Raw genomic sequence first — 16,108 nt, 5'->3', positions numbered from 1 at the left:
GTGTTAACTGCAATGAGAGATTATCACATTGAGAATTTAGATAACTGACTAATACTTTGACCGCCTCATTCTCTGTATCCCCCTCCTATAAAATCCAATCAGGGTACAATACTCCTATCACCAATAATTAAAATAATCATATATTAAAGAATATAATGGTGTTTATTAACCATGAAAAAACACTTACCGAGTAATAAGTAACCTAACAGCTCTTGGCGACTGAAAGTTGTTAAGGAATAAGAATATGTCTGAGACAACAATAACACTTAATAAGTTACTGACCTATACAACATAACAAGTTTAAATTTTCGGTATTGCTATTAATATTTTTTTGGAATTCTCGCGGTTTTAGGAAATAAAAACTCATGGAAATAGTACTAATTAGTACTATTTCCATGACATCTAGAATAAGAGGTATAGATATATATAAAGATAAATACAATATCATCCATATTCAAAAAGGGTTCTCCTGAAAATCAGGCAATTAGCTAAACACCTGTTTTTCTAGAAAACATGGTAGAGCGTACTATTATCTAATACCTCCAGATCATTCCCTAACTGAAGAATTAACTGATAGGTATAAATATTCATCTAAATTAACTAATGGTCAATCTATGTAAATAAGATATTTGAACTAATGTTTTAACTTGCTATTAGAGAACAAAAAAAGTATTCATAACGCCGTTATAGAAACAGAAGAAATTTGTCTAGAGAATTATTATCGGGGAAGTTAATCAGATAGAAATCGTCTCCACCTGCTTTTAGATTATGTTAATTAGAAGACTAATAAAAAGTGACTTATAGTATACCACTTGCACTTATCTTATTTTTTACAACGCTCTTTTCACATGTACTCTCTATTATTTGTCATCTATTGAGTCACGATTTATTATGCGAATCCTAATCGATAAGGGTAATTGATATAAAAATAGCGATTTCAGGATATAGCCCAGGAAAAGTACCACTATTATGCTAATATCTTACAATCATATTCTATTTCTCTGTCGCAGCGCTTCAAACAAGCATACTCCAGCAGCTACTGATACATTAAGAGATAAAAGTGTCCCCGACATAGGAATATTAATCAGTTGATCACACTGGTCACGAACGAGGCGACGTAAACCCAAACCCTCCCCCCCCATAACCAACGCCAATGATCCAGTTAATTTACTCTTATAAAGAGAATGTGCTGCTCTAGCAACAGTGCCCACGATCCATACATGATTTTCTTGTAGTAATCGTAGTGTTCTTGTTAGATTCGTTACACGAATTAACGGTATTTCTTCCGAAGCACCGCTTGCTACTTTTTGGGCAATAGCATTCATCGGCGCTGCGCGATCACGTGGTACAATCACTGCATGCACACCAGCGGCATTAGCGGTACGTAGACACGCACCAAGGTTATGTGGATCGGTCACACCATCGAGAACCAACAGTAACGGCATGCTTTGATATGTCAATAACTTTATTAAATCCTTTTCCTGACACTGTCTTCTATTACTTTTTACACAAGCAATAACACCCTGGTGTACCCCACCTTTAGCTTTTTCATCTAACCACTGACGACTAGGTCTCTGGATGATGATACCAATCTTTTCACAACGCTGATCTAATTGCTGCAAACGTCGGTTTATATAACCTTTTAATAAATATACATGCAAAATGCATTCGGGCTCACGCTCCAACGTGGCCCGAACGGTATGAATACCGTAAATTATTTTCCTCATCATTCTCTTTTATTTCAACAGGTCTTAAAAGACTGGTTTAAGTTGTAAAGATAAATATTACAGTTTAGTAAAACTAAACTTGAAAGTTTAACCAGTTCAGAGAGTCCGTGCTCACCTTGTCAGAACATACTCTCCGGTTCAAAACAAGCAAGCTTTTTCTCACAGTGACGACGCCGTACTCTTCTGTTATAGATGCCTTTTTTTTGATTCTGCCGTTCAATTTTTCCGGCACAGGAAGGCTGTTGACGACTAAAAACTAACGAAAAATCGATTTTGCGTTCATCCATACGTACTGCTTCAACACGGATCTGTACTGTATCACCGATACGATACACTCTCCCACCAGATTCCCCTATTAAACGCTGCGCAATACTATCGTAACGATAGTAGTCGTTATCTAGAGATGATACATGAACCAAACCATCAACAAATAGTTCATGGAGACGCACAAAAAAACCAAAACTGGTTACGCTTGTAATAATTCCAGTAAATACTTCGCTGACGTGATCCTGCATAAAATCACACTTTAACCAGTCCCCTACATCACGGGTTGCTTCATCGGCGCGACGTTCACTCATGGAACATTGCTGACCAAACTTTAGCATTTCTTCTGCATCTGCATGCCAACCTCCAGTTAGGGATTGACGCCCATTGATATTACCTTTTTCTTTCGCAAGAAGATATTTGATGCTTCGATGCAATATAAGATCTGGATAACGACGGATAGGAGAAGTAAAGTGGACATACGCCTGTAATGCCAGACCAAAATGCCCACGGTTTTCAGGATCATAAATAGCCTGCTTCATTGATCGCAGTAACATGGTGGTGAGCATTTCGTGATCGGGCCGATTAGAAATTAATTTCATTATATCTACATAATCTTTAGGCTCAGGCCTATCCCCGCCACCCAAGAAAAGACCCAGTTTATGTAATACTGTGCGTAAAGATGTAATATGCTCATTACTTGGACGATCATGCACGCGATAAAGCGCCGGCTCTTTAGATTTTTCCACGAAGCGAGCTGCAGCGATATTCGCTAAAATCATACATTCTTCAATCAACCTGTGAGCTTGATTTCGCTTTACCGGTTCGATACGTTCGATACGCTGCTCTGAATTAAAAATGAACTTTGCTTCTTCGGTTTCAAAAGAAATACCACCACGCTGCACCCTAGCTTTTTCCAGAATTTGATACATGCTATACAACTGCATTAAAGAATGGATAATCGGTGTATCATGAGTATACAATAATTCACGCTCACCCTGTAAAATCTTCCAGACTTCACTATATGTTAGGCGAGCATGAGAATTAATTACTGCTTCATAAAATCTATAGGAAGAAAGACGTCCTTGCATAGAGATGGTCATTTCGCAGACCATACATAGCCTATCCACTTTTGGATTTAGTGAAGAGAGACCGTTTGATAGAATATCAGGCAGCATCGGTATCACCTGCGAGGGAAAATAAACTGAAGTAGTACGGCGACTAGCTTCTTGATCTAAGGGAGTATTCGGCCTTACGTAATAGCTTACGTCAGCAATCGCTACCCATAGACGCCAACCTCCGCTTCGTTTTTTCTCACAATAAATCGCATCATCAAAATCGCGTGCATCTTCGCCATCAATAGTAACAAACGGTAATGAACATAAATTAATACGTCCTCGTTTCTCCTCTTCTGAGACCTCGTTTTTTAAAGTACTCACCTGCTGATCGACTTCTTTTGACCAGATGTGGGGAATATCATGAGTTCGTAGAGCGATATTGACTGCCATATCAGTACCCATATTATCCCCAAGCACTTCGACTACTTTACCAACAGCTTTTGTGCGTCGGGTTGGTCGCTGGGTCAGTTCTACTACTACGACATATCCCGTTCGTGCGTCCTTCGTAGCGTCCTGTGGGATCAAGATGTCAAAACTAAGACGGCTATCATCTGGCACGCCGAAAGCGCTACCAGCATCAATGAAAAATCGACATACGATTTGACTTGTTTTCGGCACCAGAACCCGAACAATACGCGCCTCCCGGCGACCTTTACGTTCCGGACCTTGAGGCTGCGCCATAACAACATCACCATGAATAGTTGTTTTCATCTGTTCGGCAGATAAATAATAGTCATCTTTACTACCTTCAACACGCAGAAAACCGAAGCCGTCACGGTGACCGATAACGGTACCTCGCAAAAGATCTAAACGTTCCGGAAGCGCATAGCACTGCCTGCGAGTAAAAATTAATTGGCCATCACGCTCCATCGCTCTCAAACGACGGCGAAAACCTTCCAAATGATCTTCTCCGAAGATATCTAACTCTTTGGCTAACTCCTCTCGGTTAACTGGTTTTTCCCGCTTACCCAAAAAAGCAAGAATAAATTCTCGGCTTGGAACCGGAAATAAGTATTTTTCTGCCTCTCTTTCCAGAAACGGATCTTGTGACATTGAGCAATCTCCATAATGTCAAAATAGATTGCCGTGCCGCTAGCGGACACGTGCACATATTTGTAGAGCGGCAGTTTAGAGCAATCATCTTGACGCAAAGGTAGAGATTAATGCAATGAACTATATAGACCTCTACTAAGAAAACCTGTTCTAAAATAGAAGGTGTTATATTCCGCTCTACAACCGGATGGCACATAGAAGACCAGTTTCGATATTGCTATCATTGGAAGATCCGTCAAATTTTGACAGAAGCATGTGTACCGGTAAACAAAAAACAGGCATGATAAGAGTAACCTTTGAGAATCAAATAGGCTATAACGTTATTAGTTAGCAATGAGGATATTTACGATAATGACATAAAAATCAACCGGGCATATCCCGGTTGTCTCTTTTTTTGTTTTTAAATCTCTAATAATCTCTACACATCAAATGGATCGCGTAAGATTATAGTTTCATCACGATCAGGTCCGGTTGAAATTATATCAACCGGTATTCCAGTTAATTCTTCAATACGTTTAATATAACAACGTGCCTCATTAGGAAATTGATCGAATTCTTTTATTCCGGCAATGCTTCCTATCCAACCCGGATACGTTTCATAAACGGGTTGGATACCTTCCCAATTTTCTAGTGTCAGCGGAGTATTTTCCACTACGCGACCATCCACTAACCGATAAGCAGTGCATATTTTCAACTCCGCTAAACCGTCAAGAACATCTAGTTTTGTAAGGCAAAAACCAGAAAGAGAGTTTATTTGCACTGCACGACGTACTGCCACAGTATCCAACCAACCTATACGACGGCGACGCCCCGTAGTAGCACCGAATTCATTACCGTTTTTACATAAAAAATCAGCCGTTTCATCAAAGAGCTCTGTAGGAAACGGACCACTACCAACACGAGTTGAATAAGCTTTGACAATACCAAGAATATATTCCAAATAACGAGGACCAAGGCCAGAACTAGTAGCAACCCCACCGGCTGTAGTATTTGATGAAGTCACGTACGGATAAGTACCGTGATCAATGTCTAGCAGAGTTCCTTGAGCTCCTTCAAATATTATCAGATCACCACGTTTTCGGGCGGTGTCTAACAAGACACCAACATCAACTACCATGCCGGTTAATACATCCATCACCTCTTGAATATCATTCCATACCTTTTGATAATCCACCGAAGGAAATTGATAGTAATTGACCAACTGGTAGTTATAATAGTCCATAATATCTTTCAATTTGGTAGCAAAGGTATTTTTATGAAATAAATCTCCAACACGTAGCGCGCGACGCGCTATCTTGTCTTCATAAGCAGGGCCGATACCCCTACCAGTAGTACCAATAGCTTTAAGGCCACGAACCTTTTCACGTGCGATGTCCATCGCAACATGATAATCAAGAATCAGCGGACATGCTTCAGAAATCAATATACGTCCAAATACCGATATTCCTTTCTCTTCTAAATCCCGCATTTCTTTTATCAATGCAGCTGGCGATATTACAACGCCATTTGTAATGATGCTGATAACATGTTCACGCAGAATACCGGAGGGTATTAAATGCAGTACGGTTTTTTTACCATTGATCACTAAAGTATGACCAGCGTTATGTCCACCCTGATAACGCACAACATATTTAGCTCGTTCAGTCAGCAGGTCAACGACCTTTCCTTTACCTTCGTCACCCCACTGGGTACCAAGTACGACAACGTTTTTACCCATCTCAACTGTACCAGATTATTTAAAAATGGATTTTATCATTTCAATTTACAATTTACAATTTCCAGTATTTTTTATCATCAATTCAAATCATTAAATTACTATGTGATTATACACCAATTTTGCTACGTAACATATAATAAATAACGCAACCAGCAACAACTAACCCTCCGCCAAAACGACGTAATAGAGTGTCTGGTAGCGTTGCTAGGGCACTTATCATCTTCCGCCAGACGGCAGGAAACAGCATCGGGCCTAATCCCTCGAGTACCAGCATCAAACCGATTACCATCCAAATCGTTGGATTCATTAGATAACCTCAACCCAAAAGGCCCTTGTTATCAGACCTAGTGAAACATGCAACATCACTATTCAGAATGGTGCCTGTCCACTGGATCTTTGGGCGATTTCATAAAGCGAAAAAAATCGCTTTCCCCACTTAACACCATCAGATCATTATTACCGTTAAAACTGTGTTCATAAGCATGTAAGCTACGAATAAAAGCATAAAAATCCGGATCCTCACTGAATGTGTTAGCATATAATTTAGCAGTTTCCGCATCCGCTTCACCACGGATAATTAACGCTTGACGCTCAGCTTCCGCTAAGGTACAGATTACTTTGTAATCCGCAGTAGCACGTAGCTTTTCTGCTTCCTCCTGACCTTGTGAACGATGATGACGGGCAACGGCTTCACGCTCCGCTCGCATACGTTGATAAATAGCATCTGATACCTCCGTCGGCAAGTTAATCTGTTTGATACGCACATCTACCACTTTAATTCCTAAAGTCTCCATACTATTTGGATTGATCGTCATACCTACGCCATTAGTATCACGTTCTACCCGCGCAACAGCAGAAGCTGTAGCATTATCCACCGGTATCTCTTGTATCTCTTCACCTTCGCCAGAAGTTCCATGATTTAGTGCAGCGCGCACATCAGTCATGAGGCGATTACGAGAGTCCGTTACGATCTCCTTGACATCTAGACGCCCAAATTCTGAGCGAAGACGGTCAGAAAATTTTCGTTTCAATAATACCTCTGCTTGAGAAACATCCCCCCCACCGGTTGCCAAATAGTAACGGCTAAAATCACTAATTAGCCATTTGATATATGAATCAACAATAAGATCTTTTTTCTCCATGGTTACAAACCGATCTGCCTGATTTTCCATGGTTTGAATTCGCGCATCAAGTTTCTTCACTGTTTCGAGAAACGGTATTTTCATATGTAGGCCAGGAGGATAAATCAATGCTGCATCATGATTATCGCGCAAAACTTTACCAAAACGCAGGACAATACCGCGTTGGCCTTCCTGAACGACAAATAATGATCCAGACAGAACTACAGCTATCATCACTAAAATCAGCATGAAAGATTTATACATTGCTTACTCCCTCGCTTCGCGTATGATCTTATCACGCTGTGCATTAGCGCGCCGTTGATCTATAATCGTTAAACGCGAAGCAGATGTACTTGCGGTAGTACCGCTAATAGGATGCTGCTTTAGATTAAAGTTAGCGTTTTTAGCGTGTTGTTTAGTCTTATCTTCTGGAAAGTGGCGTATCATCTTATCGAGCGGGAGTACTATTAAGTTGTTACTACCCTTTTCGTTAATGAGGATTTTTCGGGTATTACCCAATACACGCTCCATCATGTCAATATATAAACGTTTTCGGGTGATTTCTGGCGCTTTTTTATACTGTGGTAACACTTTAGCAAAACGTTGAACTTCCCCTTGAGCTTCTAGCACAGTGCGGGTTTTATAGGCTAGTCCTTCTTCTAAAATACGTTGAGCCTGGCCATTAGCACGGGGTTGCACTTCGTTGGAATAAGCTTCAGCTTCTCGGATATACTGTTGTTCATTTTCCCGTGCGGCGATAGCATCGTCAAAAGCTGCCTTCACTTCTTCCGGTGGACGTGCAGCCTGGAAGTTGACGTCTAACAGAGTTACCCCCATATTATAAGGCTGAATTGTTTCTTCCAAGACACGCTGGGTATCACTACGAACTACAGTGCGACCTTCCGTTAAGATGCGATCCATAGTATATTTTCCGATTACGCCGCGCAGAGCGCTATCGGTAGCTTGACGCAAGCTGTCATCAGCATTATTCACCTTGAATAAATAGTGATTAGGATCAGTTACGCGATATTGTACATTCATTTCAACGCGCACCACATTTTCATCGGCGGTTAGCATTACGCCAGAAGCTGCTAGTTCCCGGACTGTCTCTACATTAACGGGGATCACAGTATCGATAAATGTCGCTTTCCAATTTAAGCCCGGTTGAACTAAAGAATTAAATTTCCCAAAACGCAATACTACACCACGTTCGGCCTCTTTAATCGTGTAAAACCCATTACCAATCCAGATGAGTAAAAGGGCAAAAAAAACTAGACCAATATAACCACCAGTTCTTCTTGAAGAACGCATCCCGCTATTTTTTTTATAAAAACCGCGCAGTTTTCGGGTCAGTTTTCGACATATATCATCTAAATCAAGTGGCCCTTGTTCAGAGTCACCTTGATTATTGCCGCCAGCGTTGCCGCTATTAGTATTGCCGCTTCCCCACGGGTCGCGGTCATGTCCGTTATCTCCGGGCTGATTCCACGCCATGTTTTAGCTCCCTTTTACTTTAATTAGTATTCTTTAGGCTAAAGATTTCTACAAAACGGTTAGACCACATAGTTGAAATCTCACTGTCCACCTAGAGAAACATGACAGTCAATAACAATGAACTTTACTAATTCCTTCATACTGACAGCCCATTTTTCTCTAACCTGAAACTGGTACAACTAATTATATATCTCTTAGCAAAAAAACCACCTCCAAACTAGACGGTTTTTTTCATTGCGATTTGTATCTTTTCTAAAGATTGTCTACTAGACCGATTTTATTTATAACGAACAACGTTATCAGTGTTCTTGGTTTTAATTTCAATACATATATTTTTGTTAAATAATTGTCATGCAAAGTCGTATCGGTAGGATCAATTGCTGCTTCTCCTGGAATAACGATTATAAAGGGTAACTAAACCGAATAGAAACAGAGGATAAAAATTTACTATGTTCTCCAGAAGAAGAATCCGGTATAGTACCTAACTAACGCACCAAAGGTAGTAGACATCTAATGGGTTAGATATACTATATTTCGAGTTATTTAACTAAATAACATAGATTTATCGATATTAATATGGTTCACCACTCATAGTGCATACCTAATTTTATTAGGTATGCTTGTGTTTCCTTCAGCTCTTTTCAAAAAGAGTATTTAGCTGATGTCATGTATTAGCATAGGGAGTCAAGCTTAATCGGGGTTTGATTTTACTTATACAGTTTAATGCCGTATTTTAAGATATATCCAACGATGAAATCTGACCAAGACAAGACAAGACAAGACAAGACAACATTACGAACTATGTTAGTAGTAAAGTTTCATCCTTTTAGGTATATATATAAAAATAACTAGCATTACCCTGGAATATCATCTTGATTAAATATACAGACGCGTCAGTGATTTTAACCCATTTTTCTTTATAATCCATTCTTTCTTTGTCGAAAGATAGATTGCCTTTCATGAGAATATGACTCGGATTGATATCAATCTTGATTAAATACGCAATATTGTCTTCGATACTGAAGAAGTTCAAGACTTGTACTTGTGCTTTATTGATCCCTCTTTTTCTAACCTAGAAAAAGAGGGACATTAATATATGTTAACTTAGCAGTTAAGTAGGTTAACTACCAAAGTTACATATAACCTCTCCTTGTAATATACAGCAGTTATCATAATATTTTCACAAACATTGTTCACTTAAGTATCGCTTAATAGCAAAAATTAATATGACTCATGTAGTATTAACGTTGTTTGGTGGAGAGGATGGTGCAAGAGGGTTTCTGCTATGATGACAGTAACCAGAACCACCTAGTATATTACTATGATGTGATACAGAGCGAGATGGTACGACGGTAGATATAGCGTGCTTATAAACCATCTGGCTCACCGTGTTTTTCAACAAAATAACAAACTGGTCAAAAGATTCAATCTGACCCTGTAATTTAATACCATTCACTAAATAAATTGAAACTGGAACACGTTCACGACGCAACGTATTCAAGAATGGATCTTGCAAAGATTGCCCCTTAGCCATACTGTCTTTTCCTTAATGAAAGTGCTTATTGTTTATCATAAAACAATATATAGTTTTAAATATTTTTTTTAAAAGCACGCTTAATATTTTTGATATTACACAATTATTAAACCTATGCATGAACAACCTGTAATATCTTCTCAAGGGAAAGAGTAGGTTTCTCACTATCTAACCAGTGAAGATTGCGCCATCCCCGCAACCAGGTCATCTGATGTTTTGCGAGCTGTCGTGTCGCGCAGATTCCACGAAACACCATTTCATTATAATTAATTTCATTAGCAAGATATGCCCACATTTGGTTATATCCGACACAACGAATAGACGCCATTTCTCGATCGAGGTCATCTCGGGAAAAAAGCGTAGTAACTTCTCTCTCAAAACCGTCGGCTAACATTTGGTAAAAACGTTTTGCGATACGCTGATGGAGTAGTATGCGATCAAATGGAGCAATAGCGAATTGATGTGATTGATATGTGAATCTTTCACCTGGATTCTTTATTAATGCCGTTAGAGTATTACCTGAAATTAGAAAAACCTCTAATGCCCGTGAAAGCCTCTGAAGATCATTAGGATGAATGCGATTTGCAGCAATCGGATCAATTTGTTGTAGTTGACGGTATAACACTTTCCATCCTAACTTTTTTGCCGTTTGTTTAATATGTGCGCGTACTCCATAATCGGCTGGGGGCAAAGGGGATAATCCGTCTAGCAGAGCCTTAAAATACAACATAGTCCCACCTACCAGTAACGGGATACGATCAGCCTCGATAATTCGTGAGATTTTATTAAGCGCATCATGACGGAACTCTGCCACTGAATAAGACTCTGTTGGATCGCGAATATCTATCAGATGATGTGGTGCCCATTCAAGTTCCTTGGTAATAGGTTTACCTGTACCTATATTCATGCCTCGATAGATCATTGCAGAATCCACGCTGATAATATCTATCGGTAAATGCTGACTTAGCTCCATTGCGAGTGCAGTTTTGCCAGAAGCCGTGGGCCCCATGAGAAAAATGGTTTGGGCGCTGTGAAATGTCGACTTAATCATGATCTAGATTGTTTAGAAGAGAATCAAAATTTAATTTTACCAAAAGTTTGGAAGGGGGAAATTTTATTTTTTCCGGGCAAAACTGCTCCAGATCAGCAAGCAATTGTACTGTGGAGGAATAGCTCCAGGCCACCGTTTTTTTTTGCATCAGGCAAGCAGAAAACCAGGGTATCATTTCTTGATACGTGATTGACTTTTGACTCTGTAGATAGTCTAACAGGTTTGAGAATGAGTTTTGCAAATTTTGTTCGTGTAATGATAAAGGCAGCACTTTTAGTATAACTTGAAGAAGATTTGTTTGAAATGCAATTTCCATTGCTTGAAAAAGCGTCTGATTTCGTTTAATGACTATAGATTCTCGATCATATAAAGAAGACTGACTTTTTAACCGGTCGTTAGTTAACATCAGCTGGTGTTCCGCCTCTACTAAAGATAGGAGTGCGAAACTTTCTGTTGACTCGATTAGTGCATAATATGGTGTTATCAGGGTGAGTACTCGCCAAAAACCATCTCGATTTCTAGCGCCCGGCGAATCATTAGTTATAGGGACCGGATTGGCTGATTCTGTGGGGGAAATGATATTCATCTGTGCTCTTTGTCCCCCCGCTATTTTCAGGGTGGATTTTATAAGCTCTCTGTAAAGCAGGCTTTCTTTATGTAAATGGTCTGTGTTACTTCTATGCTCTATCTCTGGAGAAATATGAGATAAGGCTGTACCATCTCTTCTGTCTCTCTGAGACCATCGGTTAAAAGCGGTATTCTTTCCAGTCTCTCTGATTTCCCAACTCTTTAGAGAAGATGAAAGAATGCTAGGGGTTTCCACTGTTGAAGTAGAAGTACCAGAATATTTAAGGATAGGAAATGACGTTTTTCTTACGGGTAGAGAAAAGGTATTACATCCAGATGCTGGGTGAGGCTTAAGCGAAAAGAGCTCCGTTCGCCTCTCGCTTCTTGACAAGCAGGAAACCCCGATTTTCGAGAGAACTGCCAGTACAGCCTGGTAAGTAAAGTCATGGACTAATCGTGCCTGATAAAACCGAACCTCATGTTTCGTGGGGTGCACATTAATATCCATGTGATGCGGATTCACATGAAGAAATAATACAAAAATAGGTTGATAAGCTTTTATCAATTTTTCCTGATACGCTTGTCTAATGGCATGATGAATTACTTTATCGTGTATAATACGCCCATTAACATAACTATACTGAATTTCAGGCACTCTAGCGTTCCTTGGATCGACTATCCAACCTGAGATGGCTAGATCACTGTGCTGCCAAGATACGCCAAGAGCATGTTCAACAAACGCTGAACCGCAAATTCCCCCCAATCTTCGCAAATACTGATTTTTTTGGCTGACACCACGGTAGTGGTGTACGATTTTACCGTTATGCTTTAAAACAAATGTCACATCAAGTCGCGCAATCGCGAGTCGACGAATTACTTCATCGATATGAGTAAACTCAGTTTTTTCCATACGCATAAATCTGCGGCGTACTGGTGTATTATAAAACAAATCAAGGACTTCTACTGTTGTTCCTGTTGGGTGAGGAGCGGGTTTTAAAGCTACTGTTAGTTCCCTCCCTTCACTATAAGCTTGCCAACCTTCTTTCTTTGTCTCAGTGCACGAAGTTAAGGTTAGACGAGAGACAGCGCTAACGCTGGCTAACGCCTCACCGCGGAAACCCATGCTAGTGATATTTTCAAGATCAGTAAAGCTAGTGATTTTGCTGGTTGCATGGGGGGTTAGGGCAAGTATCAGTTCCTCCTTAGGAATACCGCACCCATTATCTCGGATATGAATACGTTTAGCACCACCGTGTTCAATATGAACTTCAATATGAGATGCTCCGGCGTCAAGGCTATTTTCCACTAACTCCTTTACCACTGAGGCGGGGCGCCCGACCACTTCACCAGCGGCGATTTGATTAACAATCTGTGGTGGCAAAACCTGAATCGGCATAATAATTAGATTCCTTCTTCGGCTATCAATGTAGAGCGGGGGATCGTCCGATTTTGTGCATAGGAATCCATAGTCGTTGACCAACCAGGAGGCGATTGGTTTTTAACTCATTCAGTATATGAATTGCTTTTATACTTACTCGGTATCGACGAGAAATGCAGGAAAGGGTTTCACCACGTTTAACAATATGGCCAACAATATCGGTATTGACACCATCTGGCCGGTTTTTAACCTGTAGATTACTTTGTAAAGCATGTTCCAAGAAATAATCGCGTAACCCTAGAAATAAAGCATTAGCGATCTTAGTTTGGTAAGCATTACTACCTAGTAAACGCTCTTCTTGGATGTTACTGATAAAACCAGTTTCGACCAATAGCGAGGGAATATCCGGAGAACATAGTACTCCAAAACTCGCGTGTTCCGGCCGACGTTTATGCAACACACCTACTTTTTGCATTTGCCTTAGAATCTTTACGGCAATATCATGTCCTACCCGCTGAGCATAACCGAACTGTAGATCTAGCATGGTCTGACGAAGATAAGGATCGGATTGGTTTTTAATGAGTACATCACCGGCACCGCCTAAGAGTTTCCATTCTTTTTTATGTTTCTCTAACCAGTTCCCTAATTCATTTTTAGCACGTTTATTGGATAGAATCCAAACTGACATACCTCTCGCATTACGGTTAGGGGCGGCATCAGCGTGGATCGACACCAATATATTTGCGCCTTTTTTACGTGCGACATCGGAACGGCTCATCACCGACATAAAAAAATCCGAATCGCGGGTCAGAACTGGTTTAAACATTGATTTGGCATTAAGTAGAGCTTTTAGCTTGCGGGCGATGGCAATAGTTACATTTTTTTCATTGAGGCCTTTAAAACCAATGGCTCCTGGGTCTTGACCGCCATGGCCAGCATCGATAGCCACTATTGTCACTTGATTGTTAAGTAAATTATTTCTTACTGACTCTAATGGTGGTCGAGTCAGCATAGGGGGGCTCTGAGTGATCATGTTGAGTTTAATATTATATCGTTGACCAATTTTTCGCATTTTTACAGTGACGTGGCTTTTTTGCGTTAACTCGAATACCAAACGTATATTGTGGTGTTTGAGCGGATGACTGGTTCGAATATGTTTTATTATATTTTTACTGCCAAAATTAAGAGACAATTCTTTTACGGAATCGCTCTTGCGAATATCTAGAACCACCCTTTCTGGATTATGTAGCGAGAAAAAGCTATAAGTTGGCAGATGATCAAATTCAAGAATCACCGTTGATTGAGTCATGTTATTTGAAAAATGAATGACATCAAATGACGCCGCCACTGTGCGTCCAACAATCAAACATACTCCTAATATCAACAGTACTTTGAACTTTAACATTATAGAAATGTTCCTTGCCGTCGTAACGGGACTAGAATTTGGTTACCAACCGTGCTCAAACCCGTTACATATGTTTGCCGACTATCTTTTTGATACTGCAACGTTAAAGAGATATCACCTGCAGGTAAGACGTCGCCTCCACGCTGAGGCCATTCCACTAAACATAGTGTTGCCTCATTAAAATAGTCACGCACCCCTATAAATTCAAGCTCCTCAGGAGCAGATAAACGATAAAGATCAAAGTGATATACTGTCCAGTAAGGCAGGAAATAAGATTCAACTAAAGTGTAAGTTGGACTTTTGTATACCCTGAATATCCTAGTGCATTTAGAAAACCACGGCAAAGCATAGTTTTTTCCGGTACCAAGATCTCCATAAAGATAAATTATAGAAGCGCGCTGACAAGCAATCGCTAACGCTGCGCCTAAACTGATAGTTTCCAGTTTATTTGATAAGGATGTTATACAATTTTCCATGTGTAGTTTCTATGCTGTAATTTTGCGCTTTCAACATATATAAAATACCAGCAACTAATCCGAAGCCAACATATTCACGTATTTTTATCCTACAGGGTATTCAGTAATAGTTCTGCTAACCATTTAGTTGACATAAATTTCATCGTGCTATCACGGATCATCGTCGAGTAACCCGATAGGTTTACCCCATTAGATGTGCTTTGTTTATCGTTATACACTCAGTAAGCAATAAAATAAATTAAGTAAATGTGTTTTACAATAAACGACTAATATCACAAACAAAACGTCTAAGTCACCTCAGATATCTTTTGTTGTTTCTTGTGATTGTTCTTAAGTAGTTTACCTATACTAATCACATAACAAATTGTCTTATATGATGTTCATTTGTTTTTTCATTACCCCATTATATTCAATCAAAGTTATTTATGAATTTGATTTCATCTAAGGTGAAGAACGAAATACGAGTATAAGTATGGTTACTTTTCTGTTTAGGGTTCAATGATTCGTTTTAATAAGTTTCGATTATTAATTTTAGTAAAACGTTGTAATTAAATTCTCATGTAAACAATATATATCTTACGATATATGTATTCCCTGCATAATCAGGAGAATATTTCATGAATCAGCATTGATATGCTGTGTATCTGTATCCGCTACTTGTCAACATATTTATGAATTCTAAGTGCAATTATAAACCAGAGGATACAATTGAAATTAAATAGCTTACGTATAATCGAGGTATACTCTAGGAGTATAGGCAGCGTATTGCATTTATACATATGAAATTTAATGCAATATTTACATATTATGCTTGATGAATACTTATACCTTATAAGTAATGTTTATGCTGCGTTGTTAAAGCCGCTTCAGTCTTAATAATATGGTTGGCTCTCGGATGTATTTGGCAAAGAATGAGGACTATTTATCTACTAATCATACTTTTCATTCCCTATAGTTTTTTTGATATCTAAAGGCGTCATATAATATGTGATGTTTTTACTTCAAGTATTTAGAGTATTGGCATGGATATAGAAGAGCATAGTATGTGCCTTATTACAGATAGTGGCGATGTTTCAATTACTGCAGGTGATAACAGTCTACTAAATACTGGTATTTTAATTATTTCATTATTTGCACCATTAATAAGCACTATAGTTCATAACTGGTTTTGTTAAACACCATCCCAGCCTAGGATGTCGATAT

At 39.4% G+C, this 16,108-nt stretch carries 11 protein-coding genes; all 11 read right to left on the bottom strand.

All coding sequences use genetic code 11. The features are described from left to right. Positions 1-986: 986 nt before the first annotated feature. The gene (rlmB, locus tag GFK82_RS00055) at positions 987-1,727 is read right to left on the bottom strand and encodes a 23S rRNA (guanosine(2251)-2'-O)-methyltransferase RlmB (RefSeq protein ID WP_226811308.1); all 741 of its coding nucleotides are present in this window, start codon (positions 1,725-1,727) and stop codon (positions 987-989) included. A gap of 119 nt (positions 1,728-1,846) precedes the next feature. Beyond that, positions 1,847-4,162: a ribonuclease R gene (gene rnr, locus GFK82_RS00050; RefSeq protein ID WP_226810924.1), complete on the bottom strand. Its 2,316-nt coding sequence runs from the start codon at positions 4,160-4,162 to the stop codon at positions 1,847-1,849. Between the two features lie 418 nt (positions 4,163-4,580). Beyond that, complete coding sequence (locus GFK82_RS00045; protein WP_226810923.1) at positions 4,581-5,879, bottom strand: adenylosuccinate synthase; 1,299 nt, start codon at positions 5,877-5,879, stop codon at positions 4,581-4,583. Positions 5,880-5,985: 106 nt separating this feature from the next. Continuing rightward, positions 5,986-6,186, bottom strand: a complete 201-nt coding sequence (locus tag GFK82_RS00040) for a DUF2065 domain-containing protein (protein WP_226810922.1) — start codon at positions 6,184-6,186, stop codon at positions 5,986-5,988. A gap of 58 nt (positions 6,187-6,244) precedes the next feature. Further along, on the bottom strand, positions 6,245-7,264 hold the full coding sequence (gene hflC / locus GFK82_RS00035; protein ID WP_226810921.1) for a protease modulator HflC: 1,020 nt from the start codon (positions 7,262-7,264) through the stop codon (positions 6,245-6,247). 3 nt (positions 7,265-7,267) lie between these two features. Further along, a complete protein-coding gene (gene hflK / locus GFK82_RS00030) occupies positions 7,268-8,494 on the bottom strand; it encodes an FtsH protease activity modulator HflK (protein WP_226810920.1) in 1,227 nt (408 codons plus the stop codon). A 1,231-nt stretch (positions 8,495-9,725) separates the two neighbouring features. Next, entirely contained in the window at positions 9,726-10,028 is a 303-nt protein-coding gene (gene hfq / locus GFK82_RS00025) for an RNA chaperone Hfq (RefSeq protein WP_226810919.1), read from the bottom strand. Between the two features lie 112 nt (positions 10,029-10,140). After that, on the bottom strand, positions 10,141-11,079 hold the full coding sequence (gene miaA / locus GFK82_RS00020; protein WP_226810918.1) for a tRNA (adenosine(37)-N6)-dimethylallyltransferase MiaA: 939 nt from the start codon (positions 11,077-11,079) through the stop codon (positions 10,141-10,143). Beyond that, entirely contained in the window at positions 11,072-13,042 is a 1,971-nt protein-coding gene (gene mutL, locus GFK82_RS00015) for a DNA mismatch repair endonuclease MutL (RefSeq protein ID WP_226810917.1), read from the bottom strand. The genes miaA and mutL overlap by 8 nt, the downstream gene beginning before the upstream one ends. A gap of 25 nt (positions 13,043-13,067) precedes the next feature. Beyond that, a complete protein-coding gene (locus tag GFK82_RS00010; protein ID WP_226810916.1) occupies positions 13,068-14,429 on the bottom strand; it encodes an N-acetylmuramoyl-L-alanine amidase in 1,362 nt (453 codons plus the stop codon). Next, the gene (tsaE, locus tag GFK82_RS00005) at positions 14,429-14,905 is read right to left on the bottom strand and encodes a tRNA (adenosine(37)-N6)-threonylcarbamoyltransferase complex ATPase subunit type 1 TsaE (protein ID WP_226810915.1); all 477 of its coding nucleotides are present in this window, start codon (positions 14,903-14,905) and stop codon (positions 14,429-14,431) included. The genes GFK82_RS00010 and tsaE overlap by 1 nt, the downstream gene beginning before the upstream one ends. Between the last annotated feature and the right edge of the window lie 1,203 nt (positions 14,906-16,108).

The sequence above is a fragment of the Candidatus Steffania adelgidicola genome, from assembly GCF_020541225.1.
GTDB lineage: Bacteria > Pseudomonadota > Gammaproteobacteria > Enterobacterales > Enterobacteriaceae > Steffania > Steffania adelgidicola.
Note: the sequence above shows the minus strand (reverse complement) of the source record. Positions and strands in the feature narration are given on the sequence as shown.

What these genes read in the sequence shown, in the direction of transcription:
- hfq (WP_226810919.1), bottom strand. Translation starts at nt 10,028, where the DNA reads ATGGCTAAGGGGCAATCTTTGCAAGATCCATTCTTGAATACGTTGCGT.
- rlmB (WP_226811308.1), bottom strand. Translation starts at nt 1,727, where the DNA reads ATGAGGAAAATAATTTACGGTATTCATACCGTTCGGGCCACGTTGGAG.
- GFK82_RS00040 (WP_226810922.1), bottom strand. Translation starts at nt 6,186, where the DNA reads ATGAATCCAACGATTTGGATGGTAATCGGTTTGATGCTGGTACTCGAG.
- hflK (WP_226810920.1), bottom strand. Translation starts at nt 8,494, where the DNA reads ATGGCGTGGAATCAGCCCGGAGATAACGGACATGACCGCGACCCGTGG.
- GFK82_RS00045 (WP_226810923.1), bottom strand. Translation starts at nt 5,879, where the DNA reads ATGGGTAAAAACGTTGTCGTACTTGGTACCCAGTGGGGTGACGAAGGT.
- mutL (WP_226810917.1), bottom strand. Translation starts at nt 13,042, where the DNA reads ATGCCGATTCAGGTTTTGCCACCACAGATTGTTAATCAAATCGCCGCT.
- miaA (WP_226810918.1), bottom strand. Translation starts at nt 11,079, where the DNA reads ATGATTAAGTCGACATTTCACAGCGCCCAAACCATTTTTCTCATGGGG.
- rnr (WP_226810924.1), bottom strand. Translation starts at nt 4,162, where the DNA reads ATGTCACAAGATCCGTTTCTGGAAAGAGAGGCAGAAAAATACTTATTT.
- hflC (WP_226810921.1), bottom strand. Translation starts at nt 7,264, where the DNA reads ATGTATAAATCTTTCATGCTGATTTTAGTGATGATAGCTGTAGTTCTG.
- GFK82_RS00010 (WP_226810916.1), bottom strand. Translation starts at nt 14,429, where the DNA reads ATGTTAAAGTTCAAAGTACTGTTGATATTAGGAGTATGTTTGATTGTT.
- tsaE (WP_226810915.1), bottom strand. Translation starts at nt 14,905, where the DNA reads ATGGAAAATTGTATAACATCCTTATCAAATAAACTGGAAACTATCAGT.